Here is a 25007-nt window from a genome sequence, read left to right as displayed (position 1 = left end):
CACCTTGTCAGTGTGTGGATTTGTTTCTTACCATGGCGGCCAATTTTTAGCGCCACAGACATTACTAATAGACGCCTGATCCAGCGGGCGAGAAGAAAGCTGATGGGAGAGGACTGAATGAGCAATGACGGCGTCAACGCAGGCCGGCGCCGCTTCCTCGTAGCTGCCACATCCGTGGTGGGGGCTGCGGGGGCAGTGGGGGCTGCGGTACCGTTCGTGGGGTCATGGTTCCCCAGTGCCAAGGCGAAAGCCGCTGGGGCACCGGTGAAGGTCAACATCGCCAAGGTAGAGCCCGGGCAGCAGATGGTTGCCGAATGGCGTGGTCAACCGGTGTTCATCGTGCGACGAACGCAAGAGATCCTCGGCAATCTGAAAAAGATCACCGCAGACCTGTCCGACCCCGAGTCCAAGGCTTCGGTGCAGCCGACCTACGTCGATCCCGAGGTCCGCTCGATCAAGCCTGAAATCCTCATTCTCGTTGGCTTGTGCACCCATCTGGGGTGCTCGCCGACTTTCCGTCCGGAAGTCGCCCCCGCCGACCTCGGTCCTAAGTGGGTCGGTGGCTATTTCTGCCCTTGCCATGGCTCGCACTACGATTTGGCAGGTCGCGTCTACAAGTCGCAGCCAGCCCCGCTCAATCTGCCAGTGCCGCCGCACTCGTACGAGTCGGACGACATCATCGTCATCGGCGTCGATCAGGAGAACGCATGATGAGCAAGTTCATGGACTGGATTGACGCTCGCTTCCCCGCCACGAAAATGTGGGAAGACCACCTGAGCAAGTATTACGCGCCCAAGAACTTCAACTTCCTGTACTTCTTTGGCTCCCTCGCGCTGCTCGTGCTGGTCAACCAGATTGTCACGGGAGTCTGGCTGACCATGAGTTTCACGCCCTCGGCAGAAGAGGCCTTCGCCTCGGTCGAGTACATCATGCGCGATGTCGAGTACGGCTGGATCCTGCGCTACCTGCACTCCACCGGCGCCTCGGCGTTCTTCATCGTGGTCTATCTGCACATGTTCCGCGGGTTGCTCTACGGCTCCTACCAGAAGCCCCGTGAACTGGTGTGGCTGTTCGGCATGCTGATCTACCTGGCGCTGATGGCCGAGGCCTTCATGGGTTACCTGCTGCCGTGGGGGCAGATGTCCTACTGGGGCGCCCAGGTGATCATCTCGCTGTTCGGTGCCATTCCGGTGATCGGTGATGACCTCACTCAATGGATCCGTGGTGACTACCTGATCTCCGGCATCACCCTGAACCGCTTCTTCGCCCTGCATGTGGTAGCGCTGCCGATCGTCATTCTCGGGCTTGTGGTACTGCATATCCTGGCGCTGCACGAGGTGGGTTCGAACAACCCGGACGGTGTCGACATCAAGAAGCACAAGGACGAAAACGGCGTACCGCTGGATGGCATCCCCTTCCACCCGTACTACACGGTGAAAGATATCGTCGGGGTCGTGGTATTCCTCTTCGTGTTCTGTGCTGTGGTGTTCTTCTTCCCGGAAATGGGTGGCTACTTCCTGGAAAAACCGAACTTCGAGCAGGCCAACGCCTTCAAGACGCCCGAGCACATTGCGCCGGTGTGGTACTTCACGCCCTTCTACGCGATCCTGCGGGCGGTGCCTGACAAGCTGTTCGGCGTCATCGCCATGGGCGCGGCGATCGCGGTGCTGTTCGTGTTGCCCTGGCTCGATCGCAGTCCGGTGCGCTCCATGCGCTACAAGGGCTGGTTGAGCAAGATCTTCCTGCTGGTGTTCTGCGTGGCCTTCATCATTCTCGGCGTGCTCGGTGTACTGGCGCCTACGCCCGGACGGACCCTGCTGTCCCAGGTCTGCACCGTGCTGTATTTCGCCTACTTCCTGCTGATGCCGTTCTACACAAGGCTCGAGAAGACAAAACCGGTTCCGGAAAGGGTGACTGGCTGATGAAAAAGTTTATTGCAGTAATGTTCCTGGCATTGATGCCTGCCTTATCCTTTGCTGCCGAGCAGGGTGTGGAGCTGCAGAAGGTCGATATCGACCTGACTGACAAGGCCGCGTTGCAGGATGGGGCGCGAACCTTCGCCAACTATTGCATGGGTTGCCACAGCGCCAAGTTCCAGCGTTACGAGCGGGTTGCCGATGACCTCGGCATCCCCCACGAGCTGATGCTCGAAAAGCTGGTGTTCACGGGGGCAAAGATTGGCGATCACATGAAGATCGGCATGCAGCCCAGCGATGCCAAGACCTGGTTCGGTGCGGCGCCGCCCGATCTCACGTTGGTCGCCCGCGTGCGGGGTAACGATTGGCTGTACAGCTACCTGCACAGCTTCTACGAAGACAAGTCGCGCCCTTATGGGGTGAACAACAAGGTCTTCCCGAACGTGGGCATGCCCAACGTGCTGGTCGGGCTGCAGGGCAACCAGGTGATTGGGTGCAAGCAGATCCAGACAGTGGTCGACGGCAAGAAGCAATTCGACCCGCTGACTGGCAGTCCTTTGACCCATGAAGCCTGTGACCAGCTGACCATCGAGCCGAAATCCGGTACCCTGACGCCCGAGCAGTTCGACGAGAAGGTCAAGAACCTGGTGACCTTCCTGGCCTATTCGGCCAACCCGGTCAAACTGGAGAGTCAGCGCATCGGCACCTATGTCCTGCTGTACCTGGCTTTCTTCTTCGTGTTCGCCTACTTGCTCAAGCGCGAATACTGGAAGGACGTGCACTGATCACGCAGTAGTTTCTGGTAGTTGAACGCGCCCTGGGGCGCTCCTGCGCAATCGCGAGGAGCCTCCCAGGGCGCGTTTGCATTTGCAGTTTCACAAGCATCCCCATGCGAGGAGGAGCTACATGGGCGCGACCAACAGGTTAGCCTGCTATTCCGACCCCGCTGACCATTATTCTCATCGGGTACGCCTTGTTCTCGCCGAGAAGGGCGTCAGTGTGCAGATCATCGACGTCATCGCCGATCGTCTGCCGCCCAAACTGATCGAAGTGAACCCCTATGGCAGCGTGCCAACCCTGGTCGACCGCGACCTGGCGTTGTACGAATCGACCGTGGTGATGGAATACCTCGAGGAGCGTTATCCTCATCCGCCGCTGATGCCGGTATACCCGGTGGCGCGCGGCAACAGCCGCCTGCTGATGCACCGTATCCAGCGTGACTGGTGTGCACTGGCTGATGTCATTCTCGATCCGCGTGCCGCCGAGGCTGCGCGTGGCGAGGCGCGCAAGACGCTGCGCGAGAGTCTGACGGGTGTCTCGGCGCTGTTCGGCGAGTTTCCCTGCTTCATGAGCGAGGAGCAAAGCCTGGTCGATTGTTGTCTACTGCCCATACTCTGGCGATTGCCGGTCCTGGGTATCGAACTGCCGCGGCAAGCCAAGCCGCTGCTGGATTATATGGAGCGACAGTTCGCCCGCGAGCCTTTCCAGGCGAGCCTGTCCGCTGCTGAACGTGAAATGCGCAAGCTTTAAGGAGCCGTTGATGAACTCCAGTCGCCCCTATCTGGTTAGAGCACTGTACGAGTGGATCGTCGACAACGATTGCACCCCCCATATGCTGGTCAACGCCGAGTATCCGGCGGTCCAGGTGCCCCAGGGTTTCGCCAGCGATGGCCAGATCGTCTTGAACATCTCGCCCAGTGCCGTGCGTAACCTGCACATGGACAACGACGCGGTGAGCTTTGAGGGGCGGTTCAGTGGCGTGGCCCATTCGCTCTATGTGCCGGCAGGCGCGATCCTGGGTATCTATGCTCGAGAGAATGGCCAGGGCATGGTGTTCGAGCTGGAGCCGCCGTTGATGGATGGCGAAGAGCTCGGTGACGAAGGCGTTGAGCCTGATGATGATGGCCCGCCGGAGGGGGGGGGGCAGCCGCCGCGACCCACTGGGCGGCCGAGCTTGAAAGTGGTCAAGTAATAAAAAAGGCGATCCATCCGGATCGCCTTTTTTATTCAAGTTCGGATTACAGGTCCTTGATCGTGCGGACCTGGTCCTTGTTGATGCGGGTCGGCTTGCCGTCCAGCTGCTTGAATTCGTAGAAGCCCGAATCTTTGTCGAACTTTGGCGTGTCGAGCGTCTGCAGCTCGCGGCCGTCGTTGAGGGTGATCGTGCTCGGGGTGGAGCAGCCGGCCAAGGTGGCGAAGGCGGTGATGGCGAGAAGGGACAGCAGGGACTTCTTCATGGGCTTTCCTGGGTTGTTTGCGGCAATACCTGGTGCGATGGGCCACAGCGCGCATTCATCGCGCGCCGTGGCCCTGGATATCAATCGATGTACTCGAACAGCTTGACGATCTTCTGTACGCCAGACACACCTTGAACCACGCTGGTGGCGGCGTTGGCTTCCTGCTGGGTGACCAGGCCGAGCAAGTAGACGATGCCGTTCTCGGTGATCACCTTGATGCGCGAGCTGGGCACGTTGGCGTCACCGATCATCTGGGTCTTGATCTTGGTGGTCAGCCAGGTGTCGTTGTTGCGTGCCAGGATCGACGAGGGCTGCATCACCTGCAGTTCGTTATGCACCTTCTTGACCCGTTGTACCTGGCCGGCGGTCTGCTCGGCGAGGCTCTTCAGGTCGGCGCGCGGGGTCTGGCCGGCGAGCAGGACGATGCCGTTGTAGCTGCTGACGACGATGTGCGAGCCCTTGTCCAGGTCTGGGCTTGCCTTGGCCACGTTGACCGAAACCTTGGTTTCGATCAGCGAATCGTCGATCTTGCTACCAATGGTGCGTGTACCGCGGTCATCCTCGATCGGCGAGTTGCGGGTCGAGGTCAATACCGAGCTGCAGCCGGAAATACCGAGGCACAGGGTCAGGGCCATGAGGCCGAGGCGCTTGGGGATCATTCTTCACTCCCGAACAGTTGGCTGTCGATCAGATCGCACAGGCAATGGATCGCCAGCAGGTGGACTTCCTGGATGCGCGCAGTGACCGTGGAGGGGACGCGGATCTCCACATCCTCGGGCAGCAGCAGCGAAGCCATACCGCCGCCGTCACGCCCGGTCAATGCTACGACAATCATTTCACGATCATGTGCGGCCTGGATCGCCTGAATCACATTGGCCGAGTTGCCGCTGGTGGAGATCGCCAGCAGTACATCGCCTGGTTGGCCCAGGGCGCGGATCTGCTTGGAGAAGACTTCGTTGTAGCTGTAGTCGTTGGCGATCGAGGTGATGGTCGAGCTGTCGGTGGTCAGGGCGATGGCCGGCAGGCTCGGACGCTCGCGCTCGAAGCGGTTGAGCAGTTCCGAGGAAAAATGCTGGGCGTCACCCGCCGAGCCGCCGTTGCCGCAGGCGAGCATCTTGCCCTCGTTGAGCAGCGCGTTGACCATGACCAGGCTGGCCTGCTCGATGTGCGGTGCCAGGATGTCCATTGCCTGTTGCTTGGTATCGATGCTGGCCTGGAACAGCCGGCGAATTCGGGATTGCATGTCCATCTGGTGTGACCTTAAGTGCGGCGGAGGCCTGCGCGACGCGCGACAGGGGCCAGCCCGCGAAACATAGAGCAAAGAAATCGGAATGGGTTCAGCATTCGAAGGCGTTTTTCAGCCATTGAAGCGGCCGACCTGCATGGTGGCTGCCCTGCAGGGCGACTACGTCGAAGCGGCAGGGGTGATCGGCCCAGCGGGGCTCCTTCAGCAGGAACATGTTGGCGGCAAGCGCCAGACGTTTCTGCTTGCGCCCGTCGATACTTCCGACGGCGCCGCCGAAGTCCACGTGCAAGCGGTAGCGGACTTCGACGAATACTACTGTATCGGCGTCGAGCATGACCAGATCAAGCTCGCCTCCCTTGCATCGCCAATTGCGCGTCAGCAGCTGCAGGCCTTGCCCTCGAAGATAATCGAGGGCTTGGTTTTCTGCCGCGAGCCCGGCGCTGGTAGGCGAGGCGTCGGGCATCAGCGAGCAGTGTCCGGCAGGCGCTTGACCTGGCCGCCGGAGAACTCGGCCCAGGGCAGTTGGCGCTCGATACGCTGGTTGGCGTTGATGCTCAGGCTGCCGGACAGGCCCTCGACGCGGTTGTCAGGCAGCGCCTTGAGCTGGCCGAGGCGTGGCGCCAGGCTATAGGCATCGACCCCCATGGCGTACAGGCGACCCAGGCTGCCGGCAGCCTGCGGCCACTGCTGGACCACCTGCTGGCGCAGGCTGTTGGTGTTGTCCAGCAGCCATGGGGTTTCGCAGAAGCGAATGCCGTTCATGTCGTTGTACTGGTTCACGTCTCCACTGGCGCTGTAGAGGTTGGAGGTCGCATAGACCGGCACGTCACCCGCGTACTGGAAGTTGAGGGTCGGCTTGATCTGTTGGGCCTGCTGCGGGGTGGCAGCGAGGAAGATGAAATCGATGTCCTGGCGACGCGACGGTTGTGCGGCGACATTGCCACTCACGGCACTCTGCAGGCTCTTGGCGCGACCTTCGCTCTGGCGCAGCTGGAACAGATCGGCGATCTGTTGAGCCAGGGCCACCGGCTGGGCGATGCGCTCGGCAGCGAGCAGGGTGCCGCCGTTGCCTTCCCAGTCCTGGCGGAAAGCTGCGAGCACGCGGTCGCCCCATTCGCCGCTCGGCACCAGGGCCACGGCGCGGACCAGGCCGTCTGCGCGGGCACGGCGAGAGACTTCGCGGGCTTCGTCCTCGGCGGCGAGGCCGAACTGGAACAGTTGTGGTGGCGATTTCTGCCCGGCCTCTGCGTAGTTCAGCGCCAGGGTGGTGATGGGCAGTTGCGGGTAGTCGGCGAGTTTCTTCACCAGTGGTTTTTCGAGCGGACCGATCACCAGCTGTACGCCGGCCGCCTGGGCCTGGCGATAGAAGTCGTCCAGCGAGGTGAGGCGCGAGCTGTCGAAAACCTGAACCGCCGGCGCTGGCTGACCGGATTGCTGGGCCTGGAAGTGGGCTGCCATGAAGCCGTCGCGCAGTGCACGGGCTACACCGGCCAGCGGGCCTTCCTGTGGCAGCAGCAGGGCGATCTTGGTCAGCGGCTGGCTGGCCAGTTGCTTGAGTTTGACCAGCGCGTCAGGCAACTGCTTGGCGGCCGGATGATCGGCATGTTGCTGGCGCCAGCTATCGATGGCGGCCTGTTGCTGTTCCAGGGTACCGGCGCTCTTGACCGCCAGGGCCAGGCTGGTCCAGCCGGCGAGGGTCGGGTTGCTGGCCGGTTGCTGCAATTGGTCGGCGGGCAGCGAGGCTACCAGCGACCAGATGGCATCGTTATTCTTTGTTGCTTCCGGGCCGCTGAGCAGTGGAGCCAGCAAGATGCGCTGCTGGGCCGCAGGAAGTGCCTGGCCGTCGGCTTCGAGGGCTGCAGCATGCACGCTATAGGTGCGTACCTGCAGCTCTTCGGGCAGCTCGCCGACACGTTGCAGGCTTGGGTGCGACAGTGCGCCGAGGGCGGCTTTGGGCTGGTTGCGGCTCATCGCCAGTTCGGCGGCCAGGGTGCTGGCGAACACCTGTTGCGCGGGTTTGAGCGTGTCCAGTGGAACCTGCTCGAGGATGCGTGCGGCGCGTGGGAAGTCCTTCTGCCGGTAGGCCATGTCGGCGGCGCTCAGGCGCAGCAGCGCGGCGTCTTCGACGGACTTGCTGGAAGCCGCCTTCTCGAGCAGTTGCTCGATGCTGGCGTCGGGGGTGCGTGGCAGTTCGCCCAGGCTGGATGAGGGCGAGCTGGCGCAGGCTGCCAGCAGGGCAGCGAGACAGAGGGCTGTGAGCAGCCGCAGGCAAGCGATCATGTAAGGGTCCTGTTACTCGATCAAGTTGGCCGGCAATTGTACCCAAGCGCTGGCCGGGGCGCGATCTTGCTGACGCTGATCCTTCACTATAGGTCGCATGTCAGGGGATGGCGGCCAAGTTCTTTGCGCCTTGTTGCGGGCGCTCGGGCTACAATGGCGCCTTTGATCGGCAAGACAGGTGTGTGCAGTGACTGATGTTGCAGGGGTTCCAAAATCCATAGCGGGTACGCTTTACGTCGTTGCGACGCCCATCGGCAACCTCGACGACATGAGCGCCCGGGCACTCAAGGTGCTGGCCGGCGTGGCGCTGATCGCGGCCGAGGATACCCGCCATTCTGTGCGCCTGCTGCAGCACTTCGGCATCGAGACGCCGCTGGCGGCCTGCCATGAGCACAACGAGCGCGACGAAGGCAGTCGCTTCATCACGCGCTTGCTGGCGGGTGACGATGTGGCGCTGGTGTCCGACGCTGGCACGCCGCTGATTTCCGATCCGGGCTATCACCTGGTGCGCCAGGCGCGTGCTGCCGGGGTGAAGGTGGTGCCGGTGCCAGGGGCGTGCGCGCTGATCGCTGCGCTGTCGGCGGCGGGGCTGCCCTCTGACCGCTTCATCTTCGAAGGCTTCCTGCCGGCAAAGGCTGTCGGGCGCCGTGCGCGACTGGAGCAGGTCAAGGAGGAGCCCCGGACCTTGATTTTCTATGAGGCGCCGCATCGCATCCTTGAGTGCCTGGAGGACATGGAGGCGGTATTCGGGGGAGAGCGCCCGGCCGTTCTGGCGCGAGAGCTGACCAAGACGTTCGAGACGCTCAAGGGGTTGCCGTTGGCCGAGTTGCGCGCCTTTGTCGCAGCGGATGCCAATCAGCAGCGTGGGGAATGCGTGGTGCTGGTCGCGGGCTGGAGTGCGCCGCAAGACGATCAGGCGATCAGCAGCGACGCCATGCGTGTGCTGGACCTGTTGCTGGCAGAATTGCCGCTCAAGCGGGCGGCGGCATTGGCGGCGGAAATTACCGGCGTGCGTAAGAATCTTCTTTATCAAGCGGCGCTGGATAAACAGAAAAACCACTAGTGGCGTAATGATATTGTTTGCGGTATTGCTTGTTCTTGCTCGCGCCTGCCGTTACCCTTACCGGCGGAGAGTCGATCGGACAGTCGCTGCCTGCATTTGTTCCGCAAAAGCAGGGGGAGGAAAGTCCGGGCTCCGCAGGGCAGAGTGCCAGGTAACGCCTGGGAGGCGCGAGCCTACGGAAAGTGCCACAGAAAACAACCGCCTAAGCACTTCGGTGCCGGTAAGGGTGAAAAGGTGCGGTAAGAGCGCACCGCGCGACTGGCAACAGTTCGTGGCTAGGTAAACCCCACTCGGAGCAAGACCAAATAGGGTTCCTTATGGCGTGGCCCGCGTCGGAACCGGGTAGGTTGCTAGAGGCGTCCAGTGATGGCCGTCGTAGAGGAATGACTGTCCTCGACAAAACCCGGCTTACAGATCGACTCTCCACCTCTTCTTTCCCTGCTTGAATCGATAGCAGATCCCTCCTGGTAATGCCGAAAAGTTCTTACTCTTAATAATTCACTTTAACTTCACACTCTATCCGTTTGAGTGCGCTTGATTTTTCCCGCCAGTTTTTTCTCCCGGTAGTCCTTCCGCCTTCCTTTGTTGCGCTAAATCTCGGTCCTGTAAGGGTTTTCCTTATGAACGCGCCTTGACGGTGTGGCGGACGGATTCCTATAGTGTGCGCAAGTGGCAGAAAGTGGGATGAAGTGGGTTTTCTGGCACAAAAAAGTTAACATTGTGGGGAATCGCAGCCGTGTTCCGCGGAGCCAACGCCGTCAGCCTCGATGCAAAGGGCCGTCTCGCCATGCCGAGCCGGTACCGTGACGAGCTCGATTCGCGTTCCAATGGTCAACTTATCGTGACCATCGACGCTGTTGACCCCTGCTTGTGTGTTTATCCCCTCGATGAGTGGGAACAGATAGAAGCCAAGTTGCGTGCCTTGCCGTCGCTGCGTGAGGAAAACCGTCGCCTGCAGCGTTTGCTGATCGGTAATGCGGTGGACCTGGAGCTCGATGGCAGTGGTCGTTTCCTGGTGCCGCCCCGTTTGCGTGAGTACGCCAAGCTCGACAAGAAGGCGATGCTGGTGGGGCAACTGAACAAATTCCAGCTGTGGGATGAGGATGCCTGGAACGCGGTTTCGGCAGCCGACCTCGCAGCTATTCAACAACCGGGCGCCATGCCCGATGAACTGCGTGACCTGATCCTGTGACGATAGATAGCGGCTTCAACCACATCACCGTATTGCTCGACGAAGCTGTCGAGGCATTGGCCCTGCGCGCCGACGGTTGCTATCTGGACGGGACCTTCGGTCGCGGTGGGCACAGTCGTCTCATTCTCAGCAAGCTCGGGCCGCAAGGGCGGCTGTTGGGCTTCGACAAGGATCCACAGGCGATTGCCACGGGGCAAGCGCTGGCGGCCGAAGACGGCCGCTTTGTCATTGTGCAGCGCAGCTTCGCCGAGCTCGGTGATGAAGTGCGCGCGCGCGCGCTGGACGGCAAGGTCAGCGGTATCCTGCTCGACCTGGGTGTCTCCTCGCCGCAGCTGGACGATCCCGAGCGCGGCTTCAGTTTCCTCAACGATGGCCCGCTGGACATGCGCATGAATCCGGGCCAGGGCATCAGCGCGGCCGAGTTCATCGCGACCGCCCCCGTCGAAGAAATAGCCCGCGTGTTCAAGGAGTACGGCGAGGAGCGTTTTGCCGGCCGCATGGCGCGTGCGGTGGTCGAGCGTCGCGAGAAGCAGCCCTTCACCCGTACTGCCGACCTGGCCGAAGTGCTCAAGGTCGCCAACCCTGCTTGGGAAAAGGGCAAGAACCCGGCAACTCGGGCCTTCCAGGGGCTGCGCATTCACGTCAATAACGAGCTGGGTGACCTGGAAACCGGCCTCGACGCCGCGCTCGAGGCGCTGGAAGTCGGCGGCCGCTTGGCGGTGATCAGCTTCCACTCGCTGGAAGACCGTATCGTCAAACTGTTCATGCGCAAGCTGGTCAAGGGCGAGGCGGATAACCTGCCACGCAACCTGCCGGTGCAGCACAAGGTCTTCGAACCTCGTATCAAGCTGATCGGCAAGGCGCAGTTCGCCTCCGATGCGGAACTCAAGGCCAACCCGCGTGCGCGCAGCGCCGTCATGCGCGTGGCGGAGAAGCTGCGGTGAGTCGCCTGTTCGCGAAGCCATTGCCAGGCGGAAGCTTCCTGATGCTTCTGCTGTTCGTTGGCGTGCTGGTGTCGGCCATCGCTGTCTCCTACAGCGCGCACTGGAACCGCCAGTTGCTCAACACGCTCTACAACGAGCTGAGCGAACGCGACAAGGCCCAGGCTGAGTGGGGGCGCCTGATTCTCGAGCAGAGCACCTGGACTGCCCACAGCCGCATCGAAAACCTGGCCGCCGGCCAGTTGAAGATGCGCGTGCCCAACGCTGACGAAGTGCGGATGGTGACGCCATGATGAAGCTCGAGGGTGCACTCTACCCCTGGCGCTTCCGGGTCGTCGTTGGCCTGCTGGCGTTGATGGTCGGCGCCATCAGCTGGCGGATCATCGACCTGCAGGTGGTCGACCGCGACTTCCTCAAGGGCCAGGGTGATGCTCGCAGCCTGCGCCATATTCCGATTCCTGCACACCGTGGCCTGATCACCGACCGCAATGGCGAGCCTCTGGCTGTCAGTACGCCGGTCACCACGCTGTGGGCCAACCCCAAGGAGATGCAGGCGTCCAAGGATCGCTGGCCGCAACTGGCCGCCGTCCTGGGGCAGAACCCGCAGCAATTGATCGAGCGCCTCACCCAGCAGGCCAACAAGGAGTTCATCTACCTGGTTCGTGGCCTCACGCCCGAGCAGGGCCAGCAGGTGCTCGACCTTAAAGTGCCCGGTGTCTACGGCCTCGAAGAGTTCCGCCGCTTCTATCCGGCGGGTGATGTCACCGCGCACATGGTGGGTTTCACCGACCTGGATGACCACGGCCGTGAAGGTGTCGAGCTCGCCTATGACGAGTGGCTGGCCGGGGTGCCTGGCAAGCGACAAGTGATCAAGGACCGGCGCGGTCGCCTGATCAAGGATATTCAAGTCACCAAGAACGCCAAGGCCGGTAAGACCTTGGCGTTGTCGATAGATCTGCGCCTCCAGTACCTGGCGACTCGCGAGCTGCGCAACGCCATCGCCGAACAGGACGCCAAGGCCGGCAGCCTGGTGATCATGGACGTCAAGACCGGCGAGGTCCTGGCGATGGTCAACCAGCCAACGTACAACCCCAACAACCGCCGCAGCATGTTCCCGGCAGCCATGCGTAACCGGGCTATCATCGATGTCTTCGAGCCCGGCTCCACGGTCAAGCCGATCTCCATGAGTGCGGCCCTGCAGAGCGGGCGCTGGAAACCGACCGACAAGGTCGAGGTGTATCCGGGCAGCCTGCAGATCGGTCGCTACACGATCAAGGACGTGTCCAGGAGCGAGGGCCCGATCCTCGACCTGACCGGCATCCTGATCAACTCCAGTAACGTCGGCATGAGCAAGATCGCCTTCGATATCGGCGGCGAAGCCATCTATCGGGTGATGTCGCAGGTCGGCCTGGGGCAGTACACCGGCCTGGGCTTCCCGGGCGAGCGTGTTGGCAACCTGCCCAATCATCGTGAGTGGCGCAAGGCCGAGACAGCCACGCTCTCCTATGGATACGGCGTATCGGTCACCGCCCTGCAGTTGGTTCACGCCTACGCCGCGCTGGCCAACGACGGCAAGATGGTGCCGCTGTCGATTCTCAAGGTCGACAAGGCGCCGGAAGCCGTGCAAGCCATTCCGCAAGAAACCGCCAAGACCGTGCAGGGCATGTTGCAGCAGGTGATCGAAGCGCCGCGTGGTGTGTTCCGCGCCCAGGTGCCGTTCTACCATGTCGCTGGCAAGTCGGGTACGGCGCGCAAGGCCACGGTCGGCTCCAAGGGCTACACCGAAAACGCCTACCGCTCGCTGTTCGCAGGCTTCGGCCCGATGAGCGACCCGCGCTACGCCATCGTTGTGGTCATCGACGAGCCGGGCAAGGGCGGCTACTTCGGTGGCCTGGTCTCGGCGCCGGTGTTCAGCAAGGTCATGTCCGGCACCCTGCGGCTGATGAACGTGCCGCCGGATAACCTGCCGCCCGCGAACGCGCAGCAGGCCAGTGCAGTACCCGCCAAGGGAGGGCGTGGTTGATGACGATGCCATTGAGCAAGCTTTTCGCCCATGCCAGCCGCGATCCGTTGATTCGCGAGCTGACGCTCGACAGCCGCCAGGTGCGGCCGGGTGATCTGTTCCTGGCGGTGCCAGGTGCCAAGGTCGATGGTCGTGATCACATCGTCGATGCGCTTGCCCGCGGTGCCGCCGCCATTGCCTATGAAGAGCAGGGCGCCACGGTGTTGCCGCTGACCGACGTGCCGCTGATTCCGGTCAAGGGCCTGATCGCGCAACTGTCGGCCATCGCCGGCCGCTTCTATGGCGAGCCGAGCCGCCAACTCAATCTGGTCGGTGTGACCGGCACCAACGGCAAGACCAGCGTGACGCAACTGCTCGCCCAGGCCCTTGATCAGTTGGGCCAGCGCTGCGGTCTGATCGGCACCTTGGGCACCGGTTTCTACGGGGACTTGCAGAGCGGCCGCCTGACCACGCCAGATCCGATCGCCGTGCAAGCCACGCTCAACGACCTGAAGAAGGGTGGCGCTGAGGCCGTGGCGATGGAAGTGTCTTCCCATGCCCTGGAGCAGGGGCGCGTGGCAGCACTGGCCTTCGATATCGCGGTGATGACCAACCTGTCGCGCGATCACCTTGACTACCACGGCAGCATGCAGGCCTACGAGGCCGCCAAGGCCAAGCTGTTCGCCTGGCCGGACCTGCGCTGGCAGGTGGTCAACCTGGACGACGCCTTTGGTCGTCGTCTGGCCGAGGACTTTGCCCGCCGCCCGAGTGCCGATCATATCGAGACCCGGCTGCTCAGCTATAGCCTGGAAAACCCGGACGCCTCGCTGTTCTGCCGCGAAGCCCACTTCGACGACGATGGCGTGCGCGCCCTCCTGGTCACCGCTCAAGGCGAACGCACACTGCGCAGCCAACTGCTCGGGCGTTTCAACCTGAGCAACATGCTCGCTGCCGTGGCCACGCTGCTGGCGCTGGATTATTCGCTGGACGAAATCCTGAAAGTCATCCCGCAGTTACAAGGGCCTGTCGGTCGCATGCAGCGCTTGGGCGGGGGAGCCAAACCGCTGGTGGTGGTCGATTACGCGCACACCCCCGATGCGCTGGAAAAGGTGCTCGAAGCCCTGCGCCCGCACGCCCACGGCAAGCTGCTGTGCCTGTTCGGTTGCGGCGGGGATCGCGATCGCGGCAAGCGTCCGCTGATGGCCGAAGTGGCCGAGCGTCTGGCCGACCGCGTGCTAGTCACCGACGACAACCCGCGTACCGAGGATCCGCTGCGGATCTTCGATGACATTCGCCCAGGTTTCGCCAAGCCTGGCGACGCCGAGTTCGTCGCCGGTCGTGGCGAAGCCATCGCACACCTGATCGCCACCGCTGCCGCCGACGATGTGATCGTGCTGGCCGGCAAGGGGCACGAGGATTACCAGGAGATCAATGGCGAGCGCCTTGTTTTCTCCGATCTGGTCGAAGCCGAGAAGGCGCTTTCAGCCTGGGAGGCTCCACATGCTTAAGCCCATGACACTCAGCCAGCTGACCGCAGCACTGAGTGCTCGTCTGGTCGGGGCCGACGCCACCTTCACCGGTGTCAGCATCGACAGCCGCAGCGTGGCTGCGGGGCAACTGTTCATTGCACTGACCGGCCCGCGTTTCGATGGCCACGACTACCTTGCCGATGTGAAGGCCAAGGGCGCCGTGGCTGCGTTGGTCGAGCGCGAAATCGCCGATGTCGACTTGCCGCAGTTGCTGGTCGCCGATTGCCGCGTGGCGCTTGGCCTGCTGGGCGCGCTCAATCGCGCTGCCTTCGACAAACCGGTGGTCGCCATCACCGGCTCCAGCGGCAAGACCACGGTCAAGGAGATGCTGGCCTCCATTCTGCGCACCCGCGGCCTGGTACATGCCACCCGTGGCAACCTGAACAACGACCTCGGCGCGCCACTGACGTTGCTGGAGATCGCGTCCGAGCACAGCGCGGCGGTGATCGAGCTGGGTGCCTCGCGCATTGGCGAGATTCGCTACACCGTTGGCCTGACCCGGCCACAAGTCGTCATCCTTAACAACGCTGGCACCGCCCACGTGGGTGAATTCGGCGGCCCGGAGAAGATCGTCGAGGCCAAGGGCGAGATTCTCGAAGGTTTGGGGGAGGGCGGTATCGCCGTGCTCAACCTGGACGACAAGGCCTTTGACATCTGGCACAAGCGCACTGGCGCGCACCAGGTGTTGAGCTTTGCCCTGAACAACGAGAAGGCCGACTTCCATGCCAGCGACATCGGTCGCGATGCGCGCGGCTGCCCCTCGTTCACCCTGCACGGTCCGAGCGGTAGTGCGTCGGTGCAGTTGAACCTGCTTGGTACGCATAACGTCGCCAATGCGCTGGCCGCTGCGGCTGGCGCCCATGCCGTAGGTGTGAGCCTGCCGGGCATCGCTGCCGGCCTTGCCGCAGTGCAGCCAGTCAAGGGCCGTTCCGTGGCACAGATTGCGCCCAGCGGTGCGCGGGTGATCGACGACACCTACAACGCAAACCCCACCTCTATGTGTGCCGCCATTGATATACTCGCCGGCTTTTCCGGACGCACCGTCCTGGTGCTCGGGGATATCGGCGAACTGGGGCAATGGGCCGAGGAAGGCCACCGGCAGGTGGGCGACTACGCACGTGGCAAGGTCGATGCCTTGTACGCGACTGGCACCAACATGGTTCATGCGGTCCAGGCCTTCGGCGCCAATGGCCGCCATTTCGCTACTCAAGCTGAGCTGATCGACGCCGTTCGTGCCGAGAGCGTCAGCGATACCACTATCTTGATCAAGGGCTCGCGCAGCGCTGCGATGGAAAACGTCGTGGCTGCATTGTGTGGTGCCAGCGGGGAGAAACATTAATGCTGCTGCTGTTGGCTGAGTATCTGCAACAGTTCTACAAGGGCTTCGCGGTCTTCCAGTACCTGTCCCTGCGCGGGATCCTGGGTGTGTTGACGGCGTTGTCCCTGGCACTGTGGCTGGGGCCCTGGATGATTCGTACCCTGCAGATTCGCCAGATCGGCCAGGCTGTGCGTAACGACGGCCCGCAATCGCACCTGTCCAAGTCCGGCACCCCGACCATGGGCGGTGCGCTGATCCTGTCTGCCATCGCCATCAGCACCCTGCTCTGGGCCGACCTGACCAATCGCTATGTATGGGTGGTGTTGATCGTCACCCTGCTGTTCGGCGCCATCGGCTGGGTCGACGACTACCGCAAGGTGATCGAGAAGAACTCGCGTGGCCTGCCGAGCCGCTGGAAGTACTTCTGGCAGTCGGTGTTCGGTCTCGGGGCTGCGGTCTTCCTCTACATGACCGCCCCGACCAGCGTCGAAACCACGCTGATCGTGCCGTTCCTCAAGGACTTCACCATTCCCCTGGGCGTTGGCTTCGTGGTGCTGACCTACTTCGTCATCGTCGGTTCGAGCAACGCGGTCAACCTGACCGACGGCCTCGATGGTCTGGCGATCATGCCGACGGTGATGGTCGGCGGTGCGCTGGGCATCTTCTGCTACCTGTCGGGCAACGTGAAGTTCGCCGAGTACCTGCTGATCCCTTATGTGCCGGGCTCGGGTGAGCTGATCGTGTTCTGCGGTGCGCTGATCGGTGCAGGCCTGGGCTTCCTCTGGTTCAACACCTACCCGGCACAGGTCTTCATGGGTGACGTCGGTGCCCTGGCGCTGGGGGCGGCGCTGGGCACCATCGCCGTGATCGTCCGCCAGGAAATCGTGCTGTTCATCATGGGCGGCATCTTCGTGGTGGAAACCTTGTCGGTGGTGATCCAGGTCGCATCGTTCAAGTTGACCGGCAAGCGTGTGTTCCGCATGGCGCCGATCCATCACCATTTCGAACTCAAGGGTTGGCCCGAGCCGCGAGTGATCGTCCGATTCTGGATCATCACCGTGATTCTGGTGCTGATCGGCCTTGCCACCCTGAAGCTGAGGTAAACGAGCGTGTCACTGATCGCTTCCGACCAATTCCGCATCGTTGTCGGCCTCGGCAAGAGCGGCATGTCCCTGGTTCGCTTCCTGGCGAACCGGGGTATTGCCTTTGCGGTCGCCGATACCCGCGAGCAACCGCCGGAACTGGACACCCTGCGCCGTGAATACCCGCAGGTGGAAGTGCGCTGTGGTGAACTGGATGTGGACTTCCTGTGCCGCGCCAACGAGCTCTACGTAAGCCCAGGCCTGGCACTGGCTACCCCGGCGTTGCAGCAGGCTGCCGCGCGCGGCGTGAAACTCTCCGGTGACATCGAGCTGTTTGCCCGCCATGCCAAGGCGCCAATCGTTGCCATCAGCGGCTCCAACGCCAAGAGCACGGTGACCACCCTGGTCGGCGAGATGGCTGCCAAGGCCGGCAAGCGTGTCGCTGTCGGCGGCAACCTCGGCACCCCGGCGCTTGACCTGCTCGACGATGCGGTCGAGTTGTACGTCATGGAGCTGTCGAGCTTCCAGCTCGAGACTACCGATCAGCTCAACGCCGAAGTGGCCACCGTGCTGAACATCAGCGAAGACCACATGGATCGCTACAATGGCCTGCCGGCTTATCACCTGGCCAAGCACCGCATCTTCCGCGGTGCGCGCCAGGTGGTAGTCAACCGTCAGGACGCCCTCAGCCGGCCCCTGCCCGTCGAAGGTCGTCCATGCTGGACATTCGGCCTCAACGCCCCGGACTTCAAGGCTTTTGGCCTGCGTGAAGTGGAGGGCGAGAAGTATCTGGCCTTCGAGTTCCAGACCCTGATGCCGGTGCGTGAGCTGAAGATCCGCGGTGCCCATAACCAGAGCAATGCCCTGGCAGCCCTGGCTCTGGGCCATGCCGCCGGTCTGCCGTTCGAGCCGATGCTCGAGGCTCTGCGCGAGTTCAAGGGGCTTGTCCATCGCTGCCAGTGGATCCGCGAGCGCAATGGCGTGAACTGGTACGACGACTCCAAGGCTACCAACGTCGGTGCTGCCCTGGCGGCCATCGAAGGCCTGGGTGCCGACATCGAAGGCAAGCTGGTGCTGATCGCCGGTGGCGACGGCAAGGGCGCTGATTTCGCCGCCTTGCGTCAGCCGGTCGCCGCCTATTGCCGCGCCGTGGTGTTGCTGGGGCGTGACGCCGAGCGCCTGGCCGAGACGTTCGGCGACAGCGTGCCGCTGGTCCGGGTCAAGACCCTGGACGAAGCCGTGCAGCGCTGCGCCGAGCTCGCCCAGCCAGGTGACGCGGTGCTGCTGTCGCCGGCCTGCGCCAGCCTCGACATGTTCAAGAACTTCGAAGAACGCGGGCGCTTGTTCGCCCAGGCAGCGGAGGGGCTGGCATGATCTTCGGCATCATCAAGCCGTATCCGTCGCCGCTGATCAGCGGTCGTGGCATCGACATCGACTTCGCCTTCCTTGCTGGCTGCCTGGCCTTGCTGGGGTTGGGCCTGGTAATGATCACCTCGGCGTCCTCGGAAGTGGCCGCCGTGCAATCCGGCAATCCGCTCTATCACATGATCCGCCACCTGGTGTATGTCGCGATCGGCCTTGTTGCCTGCGGTGTGACCATGATGGTGCCGATCGCCACCTGGCAGCGCATGGGCTTCATGATGCTGATCGGCGCCTTCGGCCTGCTGGTGCTGGTACTGGTGCCGGGGATCGGTCGGGAAGTGAACGGTTCGATGCGCTGGATCGGCTTCAGCTTCTTCAACGTCCAGCCTTCGGAGATCGCCAAGGTCTTCGTGGTCATCTATCTGGCGGGTTACCTGGTACGCCGCCAGACCGAGGTGCGCGAGAGCTGGATGGGCTTCTTCAAACCGTTCATCGTCCTGCTGCCCATGGCCGGCCTGCTGCTGATGGAGCCGGACTTCGGCGCCACCGTGGTGATGATGGGCGCTGCGGCGGCCATGCTGTTCCTGGGAGGGGTGGGGCTGTTCCGCTTCTCGCTGATGGTGGTGCTGGCGGTGGTCGCGGTGTTCATCCTGGTCCAGGCGCAACCCTACCGGATGGCGCGTCTGATCACCTTCACCGACCCCTGGTCCGATCAGTTCGGTTCGGGCTACCAGCTGACCCAGGCACTGATCGCCTTCGGTCGTGGCGAGTGGCTGGGCGTCGGCCTGGGCAACAGCGTACAGAAACAGTTCTACCTGCCTGAGGCGCACACCGACTTCGTGTTCTCGGTGCTGGCCGAAGAGCTTGGTGTAGTCGGCTCGCTGTGCACCGTCGCGCTGTTCGTGTTCGTCACCATCCGCGCCTTGTACATCGGCCTGTGGGCCGAGAAGGCCAAGCAGTTCTTCGCCGCCTACATGGCCTTCGGCCTGGCCTTCCTGTGGATCGGCCAGTTCCTGATCAACATTGGTGTGAACGTTGGCCTGCTGCCGACCAAGGGGCTGACGCTGCCATTCCTCAGCTACGGGGGCAGCTCGCTGGTGATCTGCTGCGCCTGCGTGGGGCTGTTGCTGCGTATCGAGTGGGAGAGTCGAACGCACCTGGGCAGCGAGGAGCACGAGTTCAAGGAGAGCGATTTTGCCGAGGAGACCAGTCATGGCCGCTGATGGCAAGAACGTACTGATCATGGCCGGTGGCACCGGGGGGCATGTGTTCCCGGCCCTGGCCTGCGCCCGCGAATTCCAGGCGCGCGGCTACAGCGTGCACTGGCTCGGTACGCCACGGGGTATCGAGAACGAACTGGTGCCCCAGGCTGGCTTGCCGCTGCACCTGATCCAGGTCAGCGGGCTGCGTGGCAAGGGCAAGCTGTCGCTGCTCAAGGCGCCGTTCACCCTGGTCAAGGCCGTGCTGCAGGCGCGGCGCATCATTCGTGAGCTCAAGCCGGTGTGCGTGTTGGGCTTTGGCGGCTATGTCACAGGCCCAGGCGGTGTTGCCGCGCGGCTGTGCGGTGTGCCGCTGGTGATTCACGAACAGAACGCCCGTGCAGGTACCGCCAATCGCCTGCTGGTGCCACTGGCTGCGCGAGTCTGCGAAGCTTTCCCCGACACTTTCGCTGCCAGCGAGAAGCGTCGGACCACCGGTAACCCGGTGCGCCCCGAACTGTTCCTGGAAACGCCTCGTGCGGCACTTGCCGAGCGTCGTGCGCGTCTTCTGGTGCTCGGTGGCAGCCTCGGTGCGGAACCATTGAACAAATTGCTGCCTAAGGCCCTGTCCGAAGTGACTGCAGACCTGCGGCCAGAGGTGTTCCACCAGGCTGGCAAGCAACATGCGTCGATCACCGCCGAGCGTTATCGCGAGGCCGGTATCGAGGCTCAGGTAGAGCCTTTCATCAAAGACATGGCCCACGCTTATGGCTGGGCCGACATGGTGGTGTGCCGGGCCGGCGCCCTGACCGTCAGCGAACTCGCGGCGGCAGGCCTGCCCTCGATGCTGGTGCCCTTGCCCCACGCGATCGACGATCACCAGACTCACAACGCCCAATATCTGGCTCGCGAAGGTGCCGCCTTCCTGATGCCACAAGCGACAACTGGCGCAGCGCAGCTCGCTGAACGCCTGAACGAGGTGCTGATGCAACCCGAGAAACTCAACACAATGGCCGGCACTGCGCGCCGCCTGGCCAAGCCTGCTGCAACCAGCACCGTGGTCGATATCTGCCTGGAGGTGGCCCATGGTTGAAAGCCAGAAAGCCATGCCGCAGCCCAAGATGGGCCGCATTCGCCGCATTCACTTCGTCGGTATCGGCGGCGTGGGCATGTGCGGTATCGCCGAAGTGCTGCTGAACCTGGGATACGAAGTGTCCGGTTCCGACCTCAAGGCCTCGCCGGTCACCCAGCGCCTGGAGTCGTTCGGCGCCGAAATTTTCGTGGGCCACCGTGCCGAGAACGCTGCCACCGCCGATGTACTGGTGGTCTCCAGCGCAATCAATCCGGCCAACCCTGAAGTTGCCACCGCGCTCGAACGCCGTATTCCGGTGGTGCCGCGTGCCGAGATGCTGGCCGAGCTGATGCGCTACCGCCACGGCATCGCTGTCGCCGGTACCCACGGCAAGACCACTACCACCAGCCTGCTGGCCTCGGTGTTCGCTGCCGGTGGCCTGGATCCGACCTTCGTCATCGGTGGCCGTCTGACTGCGGCTGGCACCAACGCCCAGCTCGGCACCAGCCGCTACCTGATCGCCGAAGCCGATGAAAGCGATGCGAGCTTCCTGCACCTGCAGCCGATGGTCGCTGTCGTCACCAACATCGACGCCGACCACATGGCGACCTACGAGGGTGACTTCAACAAACTGAAGAAGACCTTCGTCGAGTTCCTGCACAACCTGCCGTTCTACGGTCTGGCCGTGATGTGTTTGGACGATCCGGTCGTGCGCGAGATTCTGCCTCAGGTCAAACGTCCGACCGTCACCTACGGCTTCAGCGAAGAAGCCGACATCCGGGCCATCAATGTGCGCCAGCAGGGCATGCAGACGCATTTCACCGTACTGCGTCGCGACTGCGAGCCGCTGGAGGTGTCGGTGAACATGCCGGGCAACCACAATGTGCTCAACGCCCTGGCCACCATCGCCATTGCCACCGACGAGGGCATCAGTGACGACGCCATCATCCAGGGTCTGTCGGGCTTCCAGGGTGTGGGGCGACGCTTCCAGGTGTACGGCGAGCTGCCAGTCGAGGGCGGTAGCGTGATGCTGGTCGACGACTATGGCCATCACCCCACCGAAGTGGCGGCGGTGATCAAGGCCGTGCGCGGCGGTTGGCCGAGCCGGCGCCTGGTGATCGTCTACCAGCCGCACCGCTACAGCCGCACCCGCGATCTTTACGACGACTTCGTGCAGGTGCTGGGTGATGCCAACGTGCTGCTGCTGATGGAAGTCTATCCGGCCGGCGAGGAGCCGATCCCCGGCGCCGACAGCCGCCAGCTGTGCCACAGCATCCGCCAGCGCGGCAAGCTGGACCCGATCTACATCGAACGTGGTGCCGAGCTCGCGCCACTGGTCAAGCCATTGCTGCGCGCTGGTGACATCCTGATTTGCCAGGGTGCCGGCGATGTGGGTGGTCTGGCCCCGCAACTGATGAAAAGCCCGCTGTTCGCTGGCGCTGGCGCCAAGCAGGAGAAACCGCTGTGAGTACCGCCTACGACAAACTGCACTCCACGCTCGACGTCAAGGCCTTCGGCCGCGTCGCCGTGCTGTATGGCGGCAAGAGCGCCGAGCGCGAGGTTTCGCTCAAGTCGGGCGCCGCGGTGATCGAGGCGCTGACCTCGGCCGGCGTGGATGTGGTTGCCATCGATGTGGGTGACGATCTGCTCGCCCGCTTGCAAAGCGAGAAGATCGACCGCGCTTTCATCATTCTTCACGGCCGTGGTGGTGAAGACGGCAGCATGCAAGGCCTGCTCGAGTGCCTGGGCATTCCCTACACCGGCAGCGGCATCCTCGCCTCGGCGCTGGCCATGGACAAACTGCGCACCAAGCAGGTGTGGCAGAGCCTGGGCATTCCGACCCCGCGTCACGCCGTGCTGGCCAGCGAAAGCGACTGTGTCGAGGCCGGCAAGGAACTGGGCTTCCCGCTGATCGTCAAACCGGCCCATGAAGGTTCCAGCATCGGCATGGCCAAGGTGAACAGCGTCGAAGAGCTGGTTGCCGCCTGGAAGGACGCTGCCAAGTACGACTCCCAGGTACTGGTCGAGCAGTGGATCCACGGTCCGGAGTTCACCATTGCGGTGCTGCGCGGGCAGGTTCTGCCACCGATCGCACTGGGTACGCCGCATGTGTTCTACGACTACGACGCCAAGTACATCGCCAACGACACCCAGTACCGCATTCCATGCGGCCTGGACGCTGGCAAGGAACAGGAACTGATGGACCTGACTGCCCGCGCTTGCGATGCCATCGGCATCGAGGGCTGGGGCCGTCTGGATGTAATGCAGGACGAGCAGGGCCGGTTCTGGCTGCTCGAAGTCAACACCGCACCCGGCATGACCGATCATAGCCTGGTGCCCATGGCGGCCCGCGCGGCCGGTCTGGACTTCCAGCAGCTGGTGCTGGCGATCCTGGCCGAAAGCGTAGCGACGCGAGGTTAAGAGCCATGCAAGGCGCAATGATACGTCAGCAGCAACCCGTCACCGGCCGCAGCAAGCCGGTGCCGCGCGGTGCCAGCCGACTGGTGGCCGACGAGCCCGTATCGGCGCGCCTGCCACGGCCCAGCTTCGGTGGGCTGAAACGCCTGCTGTGGCCGGTGCTGCTGGTCGCTGCCGGCTTCGGCGCCTACGAAGGCGCGATCCGGTTGATGCCTTACGCCGACCGCCCGATCACCAAGATCGCCGTGCAAGGCGACCTGAGCTACATCAGCCAGCAGGCGGTGCAGCAGCGTATCGCGCCTTATGTCGCGGCGAGCTTCTTCAGTGTCGATCTGCCGGCGATGCGTACAGAACTCGAGCAGATGCCATGGATCGCCCACGCCGAAGTGCGTCGGGTATGGCCGGACGAGGTGGTGATCCGCCTCGAGGAACAACTGCCGGTCGCGCGCTGGGGCGATGAGGCCTTGCTCAACAACCAGGGCCAGGCGTTCACCCCGCGCGAGCTGGCCAACTATGAGCATTTGCCGCAGCTGTTCGGGCCGCAGCGCGCTCAGCAACAAGTCATGCAGCAGTATCAGGTATTGAGCCAGATGCTGCGCCCCATGGGATTCTCCATCGCTCGCCTGGAGCTGCGCGAGCGAGGCAGCTGGTTCCTGACCACCGGTGCGGGTAGCGCCGGTCCTGGCATCGAGCTGCTGTTGGGGCGCGATCATCTGGTGGAGAAGATGCGCCGGTTCATTGCCATATACGACAAGACACTCAAAGAGCAGATCACCAACATCGCCCGCATCGATCTGCGATACGCCAACGGATTAGCGGTTGGCTGGCGGGAACCGAATGCACCGACGACGGCCCAACCCGCCGTTGCGAAGAATTAGAGAGAGGCAGGACCATGGCAAACGCGCATAGCGGCAAAATGATCGTCGGGCTGGACATTGGCACCTCCAAGGTGGTGGCGCTGGTTGGCGAAGTGGCGGCGGACGGCACCCTCGAGATCGTCGGGATCGGTACGCATCCGTCCCGCGGCTTGAAGAAAGGCGTGGTGGTGAACATCGAGTCGACCGTGCAGTCGATCCAGCGCGCGGTGGAAGAAGCGCAGCTGATGGCCGGCTGCCGCATCCACTCGGCGTTCGTCGGTGTTGCCGGCAACCACATCCGCAGCCTGAACTCCCATGGCATCGTCGCCATCCGCGACCGTGAGGTCAGCGTCGCCGACCTCGAGCGCGTGCTCGATGCTGCCCAGGCCGTGGCCATCCCGGCCGACCAGCGCGTGCTGCACACCCTGCCCCAGGACTACGTGATCGACAACCAGGAAGGTGTGCGCGAGCCACTGGGCATGTCTGGCGTGCGTCTGGAAGCGAAAGTCCATGTGGTCACCTGCGCGGTCAACGCCGCCCAGAACATCGAGAAGTGCGTGCGCCGCTGCGGCCTCGAGATTGACGACATCATTCTCGAACAACTGGCCTCGGCTTATTCGGTGCTGACCGATGACGAGAAAGAACTGGGCGTGTGCCTGGTGGACATCGGCGGCGGCACCACCGACATCGCCATCTTCACCGAAGGTGCGATCCGCCACACCGCGGTGATCCCGATTGCCGGCGACCAGGTCACCAACGACATCGCCATGGCCCTGCGTACACCTACGCAGTACGCCGAGGAAATCAAGATCCGCTACGCCTGCGCCCTGGCCAAGCTGGCCGGCGCCGGCGAGACCATCAAGGTGCCGAGCGTCGGCGATCGTCCGCCGCGCGAACTGTCGCGCCAGGCCCTGGCAGAAGTGGTCGAGCCTCGTTACGACGAGCTCTTCACACTGATCCAGGCCGAGTTGCGTCGCAGCGGCTACGAGGATCTGGTGCCGGCCGGCATCGTCCTGACCGGCGGTACATCGAAGATGGAAGGCGCCGTGGAACTGGCCGAGGAAATCTTCCACATGCCGGTACGCCTCGGCGTGCCGCACAGCGTTCGGGGGCTGAGCGACGTGGTGCGCAACCCGATCTATTCAACCGGCGTGGGACTGCTCACCTACGGCCTGCAAAAGCAGACCGAGGACCTGCCCCTGACCGGCAACAGCAGCAGCAACAGCTATGGCGATGAACCTAAGGCCCCGGTGCTTGAGCGCTTCAAGCGCTGGGTCCAAGGCAACTTCTAAG

25 protein-coding genes and 1 other RNA gene are annotated in these 25007 nt (G+C 63.1%); 21 read left to right on the top strand and 5 right to left on the bottom strand.

The features are described from left to right. Positions 1 to 117: 117 nt before the first annotated feature. From petA to IAE40_RS17135, 5 genes are all read left to right on the top strand, one after another. Entirely contained in the window at positions 118 to 711 is a 594-nt protein-coding gene (petA, locus tag IAE40_RS17155) for a ubiquinol-cytochrome c reductase iron-sulfur subunit (protein WP_054893990.1), read from the top strand. Then, complete coding sequence (locus IAE40_RS17150; protein ID WP_054893991.1) at positions 711 to 1922, top strand: cytochrome b; 1212 nt, start codon at positions 711 to 713, stop codon at positions 1920 to 1922. The genes petA and IAE40_RS17150 overlap by 1 nt, the downstream gene beginning before the upstream one ends. Next, a complete protein-coding gene (locus tag IAE40_RS17145) occupies positions 1922 to 2701 on the top strand; it encodes a cytochrome c1 (protein WP_054893992.1) in 780 nt (259 codons plus the stop codon). The genes IAE40_RS17150 and IAE40_RS17145 overlap by 1 nt, the downstream gene beginning before the upstream one ends. 121 nt (positions 2702 to 2822) lie before the next feature. Beyond that, positions 2823 to 3446: a glutathione S-transferase N-terminal domain-containing protein gene (locus tag IAE40_RS17140; protein WP_153773195.1), complete on the top strand. Its 624-nt coding sequence runs from the start codon at positions 2823 to 2825 to the stop codon at positions 3444 to 3446. A gap of 10 nt (positions 3447 to 3456) precedes the next feature. Next, positions 3457 to 3888: a ClpXP protease specificity-enhancing factor gene (locus IAE40_RS17135; RefSeq protein WP_197891839.1), complete on the top strand. Its 432-nt coding sequence runs from the start codon at positions 3457 to 3459 to the stop codon at positions 3886 to 3888. A gap of 46 nt (positions 3889 to 3934) precedes the next feature. On the opposite strand, the gene IAE40_RS17130 is transcribed toward IAE40_RS17135, so the two are convergent. From IAE40_RS17130 to IAE40_RS17110, 5 genes are all read right to left on the bottom strand, one after another. Further along, positions 3935 to 4153, bottom strand: coding sequence for a YgdI/YgdR family lipoprotein (locus IAE40_RS17130; RefSeq protein WP_063546018.1), 219 nt, complete (start codon positions 4151 to 4153; stop codon positions 3935 to 3937). Between the two features lie 80 nt (positions 4154 to 4233). After that, positions 4234 to 4812 carry a BON domain-containing protein gene (locus tag IAE40_RS17125; RefSeq protein WP_054893996.1) on the bottom strand — a complete coding sequence of 193 codons (579 nt, stop codon included), beginning with the start codon at positions 4810 to 4812 and terminating at the stop codon, positions 4234 to 4236. Continuing rightward, complete coding sequence (locus IAE40_RS17120) at positions 4809 to 5402, bottom strand: phosphoheptose isomerase (RefSeq protein WP_054893997.1); 594 nt, start codon at positions 5400 to 5402, stop codon at positions 4809 to 4811. The genes IAE40_RS17125 and IAE40_RS17120 overlap by 4 nt, the downstream gene beginning before the upstream one ends. A gap of 88 nt (positions 5403 to 5490) precedes the next feature. After that, entirely contained in the window at positions 5491 to 5862 is a 372-nt protein-coding gene (locus IAE40_RS17115; RefSeq protein WP_054893998.1) for a YraN family protein, read from the bottom strand. Next, on the bottom strand, positions 5862 to 7679 hold the full coding sequence (locus tag IAE40_RS17110) for a penicillin-binding protein activator (protein ID WP_200603582.1): 1818 nt from the start codon (positions 7677 to 7679) through the stop codon (positions 5862 to 5864). Before IAE40_RS17110 ends, IAE40_RS17115 begins: the two co-directional genes overlap by 1 nt. Before the next feature lie 187 nt (positions 7680 to 7866). On the opposite strand from IAE40_RS17110, the gene rsmI reads away from it, so the two are divergent. The 16 genes from rsmI to ftsA all read left to right on the top strand — a co-directional run bounded on the left by rsmI (position 7867) and on the right by ftsA (position 25006). Then, complete coding sequence (rsmI, locus tag IAE40_RS17105) at positions 7867 to 8742, top strand: 16S rRNA (cytidine(1402)-2'-O)-methyltransferase (protein WP_197891843.1); 876 nt, start codon at positions 7867 to 7869, stop codon at positions 8740 to 8742. A gap of 67 nt (positions 8743 to 8809) precedes the next feature. Then, positions 8810 to 9169: RNase P RNA component class A (rnpB, locus tag IAE40_RS17100), an RNA gene on the top strand. Positions 9170 to 9478: 309 nt separating this feature from the next. Further along, positions 9479 to 9934, top strand: a complete 456-nt coding sequence (gene mraZ / locus IAE40_RS17095; protein WP_200603581.1) for a division/cell wall cluster transcriptional repressor MraZ — start codon at positions 9479 to 9481, stop codon at positions 9932 to 9934. Next, positions 9931 to 10878 carry a 16S rRNA (cytosine(1402)-N(4))-methyltransferase RsmH gene (gene rsmH / locus IAE40_RS17090; RefSeq protein ID WP_153773190.1) on the top strand — a complete coding sequence of 316 codons (948 nt, stop codon included), beginning with the start codon at positions 9931 to 9933 and terminating at the stop codon, positions 10876 to 10878. Before mraZ ends, rsmH begins: the two co-directional genes overlap by 4 nt. Further along, entirely contained in the window at positions 10875 to 11168 is a 294-nt protein-coding gene (ftsL, locus tag IAE40_RS17085) for a cell division protein FtsL (RefSeq protein WP_054894001.1), read from the top strand. Before rsmH ends, ftsL begins: the two co-directional genes overlap by 4 nt. Continuing rightward, positions 11168 to 12898 carry a peptidoglycan D,D-transpeptidase FtsI family protein gene (locus tag IAE40_RS17080; RefSeq protein ID WP_162714455.1) on the top strand — a complete coding sequence of 577 codons (1731 nt, stop codon included), beginning with the start codon at positions 11168 to 11170 and terminating at the stop codon, positions 12896 to 12898. Before ftsL ends, IAE40_RS17080 begins: the two co-directional genes overlap by 1 nt. Beyond that, positions 12898 to 14385 carry a UDP-N-acetylmuramoyl-L-alanyl-D-glutamate--2,6-diaminopimelate ligase gene (locus tag IAE40_RS17075; RefSeq protein WP_200603580.1) on the top strand — a complete coding sequence of 496 codons (1488 nt, stop codon included), beginning with the start codon at positions 12898 to 12900 and terminating at the stop codon, positions 14383 to 14385. The genes IAE40_RS17080 and IAE40_RS17075 overlap by 1 nt, the downstream gene beginning before the upstream one ends. Continuing rightward, a complete protein-coding gene (locus IAE40_RS17070; RefSeq protein ID WP_200603579.1) occupies positions 14378 to 15745 on the top strand; it encodes a UDP-N-acetylmuramoyl-tripeptide--D-alanyl-D-alanine ligase in 1368 nt (455 codons plus the stop codon). The genes IAE40_RS17075 and IAE40_RS17070 overlap by 8 nt, the downstream gene beginning before the upstream one ends. Further along, the gene (mraY, locus tag IAE40_RS17065) at positions 15745 to 16827 is read left to right on the top strand and encodes a phospho-N-acetylmuramoyl-pentapeptide-transferase (RefSeq protein ID WP_054894005.1); all 1083 of its coding nucleotides are present in this window, start codon (positions 15745 to 15747) and stop codon (positions 16825 to 16827) included. Before IAE40_RS17070 ends, mraY begins: the two co-directional genes overlap by 1 nt. Before the next feature lie 6 nt (positions 16828 to 16833). Beyond that, on the top strand, positions 16834 to 18180 hold the full coding sequence (gene murD / locus IAE40_RS17060) for a UDP-N-acetylmuramoyl-L-alanine--D-glutamate ligase (protein WP_197891847.1): 1347 nt from the start codon (positions 16834 to 16836) through the stop codon (positions 18178 to 18180). Beyond that, a complete protein-coding gene (gene ftsW, locus IAE40_RS17055; RefSeq protein ID WP_054894007.1) occupies positions 18177 to 19391 on the top strand; it encodes a putative lipid II flippase FtsW in 1215 nt (404 codons plus the stop codon). Before murD ends, ftsW begins: the two co-directional genes overlap by 4 nt. Beyond that, on the top strand, positions 19381 to 20460 hold the full coding sequence (gene murG, locus IAE40_RS17050; RefSeq protein ID WP_112899083.1) for an undecaprenyldiphospho-muramoylpentapeptide beta-N-acetylglucosaminyltransferase: 1080 nt from the start codon (positions 19381 to 19383) through the stop codon (positions 20458 to 20460). The genes ftsW and murG overlap by 11 nt, the downstream gene beginning before the upstream one ends. Then, positions 20453 to 21907, top strand: a complete 1455-nt coding sequence (murC, locus tag IAE40_RS17045) for a UDP-N-acetylmuramate--L-alanine ligase (protein WP_200603578.1) — start codon at positions 20453 to 20455, stop codon at positions 21905 to 21907. Before murG ends, murC begins: the two co-directional genes overlap by 8 nt. Beyond that, complete coding sequence (locus tag IAE40_RS17040) at positions 21904 to 22860, top strand: D-alanine--D-alanine ligase (protein WP_054894010.1); 957 nt, start codon at positions 21904 to 21906, stop codon at positions 22858 to 22860. Before murC ends, IAE40_RS17040 begins: the two co-directional genes overlap by 4 nt. Before the next feature lie 5 nt (positions 22861 to 22865). Then, positions 22866 to 23735 carry a cell division protein FtsQ/DivIB gene (locus IAE40_RS17035; RefSeq protein ID WP_054894011.1) on the top strand — a complete coding sequence of 290 codons (870 nt, stop codon included), beginning with the start codon at positions 22866 to 22868 and terminating at the stop codon, positions 23733 to 23735. Positions 23736 to 23749: 14 nt separating this feature from the next. Continuing rightward, the gene (gene ftsA, locus IAE40_RS17030) at positions 23750 to 25006 is read left to right on the top strand and encodes a cell division protein FtsA (protein ID WP_054894012.1); all 1257 of its coding nucleotides are present in this window, start codon (positions 23750 to 23752) and stop codon (positions 25004 to 25006) included. Position 25007 lies beyond the last annotated feature (1 nt).

The sequence above is a fragment of the Pseudomonas sp. S44 genome (assembly GCF_016624805.1).
Classification (GTDB): Bacteria; Pseudomonadota; Gammaproteobacteria; order Pseudomonadales; family Pseudomonadaceae; genus Aquipseudomonas; species Aquipseudomonas machongensis.
Note: the sequence above shows the minus strand (reverse complement) of the source record. Positions and strands in the feature narration are given on the sequence as shown.

Bases quoted from the DNA above. Each gene is read 5' to 3' on its own strand.
- IAE40_RS17125 (WP_054893996.1), bottom strand. From the start codon at position 4,812: ATGATCCCCAAGCGCCTCGGCCTCATGGCCCTGACCCTGTGCCTCGGT.
- ftsA (WP_054894012.1), top strand. From the start codon at position 23,750: ATGGCAAACGCGCATAGCGGCAAAATGATCGTCGGGCTGGACATTGGC.
- IAE40_RS17145 (WP_054893992.1), top strand. From the start codon at position 1,922: ATGAAAAAGTTTATTGCAGTAATGTTCCTGGCATTGATGCCTGCCTTA.
- mraY (WP_054894005.1), top strand. From the start codon at position 15,745: ATGCTGCTGCTGTTGGCTGAGTATCTGCAACAGTTCTACAAGGGCTTC.
- IAE40_RS17120 (WP_054893997.1), bottom strand. From the start codon at position 5,402: ATGGACATGCAATCCCGAATTCGCCGGCTGTTCCAGGCCAGCATCGAT.
- IAE40_RS17115 (WP_054893998.1), bottom strand. From the start codon at position 5,862: ATGCCCGACGCCTCGCCTACCAGCGCCGGGCTCGCGGCAGAAAACCAA.
- IAE40_RS17150 (WP_054893991.1), top strand. From the start codon at position 711: ATGAGCAAGTTCATGGACTGGATTGACGCTCGCTTCCCCGCCACGAAA.
- IAE40_RS17075 (WP_200603580.1), top strand. From the start codon at position 12,898: ATGACGATGCCATTGAGCAAGCTTTTCGCCCATGCCAGCCGCGATCCG.
- IAE40_RS17080 (WP_162714455.1), top strand. From the start codon at position 11,168: ATGAAGCTCGAGGGTGCACTCTACCCCTGGCGCTTCCGGGTCGTCGTT.
- murG (WP_112899083.1), top strand. From the start codon at position 19,381: ATGGCCGCTGATGGCAAGAACGTACTGATCATGGCCGGTGGCACCGGG.
- murC (WP_200603578.1), top strand. From the start codon at position 20,453: ATGGTTGAAAGCCAGAAAGCCATGCCGCAGCCCAAGATGGGCCGCATT.
- IAE40_RS17135 (WP_197891839.1), top strand. From the start codon at position 3,457: ATGAACTCCAGTCGCCCCTATCTGGTTAGAGCACTGTACGAGTGGATC.
- IAE40_RS17070 (WP_200603579.1), top strand. From the start codon at position 14,378: ATGCTTAAGCCCATGACACTCAGCCAGCTGACCGCAGCACTGAGTGCT.
- IAE40_RS17110 (WP_200603582.1), bottom strand. From the start codon at position 7,679: ATGATCGCTTGCCTGCGGCTGCTCACAGCCCTCTGTCTCGCTGCCCTG.
- ftsW (WP_054894007.1), top strand. From the start codon at position 18,177: ATGATCTTCGGCATCATCAAGCCGTATCCGTCGCCGCTGATCAGCGGT.
- IAE40_RS17140 (WP_153773195.1), top strand. From the start codon at position 2,823: ATGGGCGCGACCAACAGGTTAGCCTGCTATTCCGACCCCGCTGACCAT.
- petA (WP_054893990.1), top strand. From the start codon at position 118: ATGAGCAATGACGGCGTCAACGCAGGCCGGCGCCGCTTCCTCGTAGCT.
- IAE40_RS17130 (WP_063546018.1), bottom strand. From the start codon at position 4,153: ATGAAGAAGTCCCTGCTGTCCCTTCTCGCCATCACCGCCTTCGCCACC.
- IAE40_RS17035 (WP_054894011.1), top strand. From the start codon at position 22,866: ATGCAAGGCGCAATGATACGTCAGCAGCAACCCGTCACCGGCCGCAGC.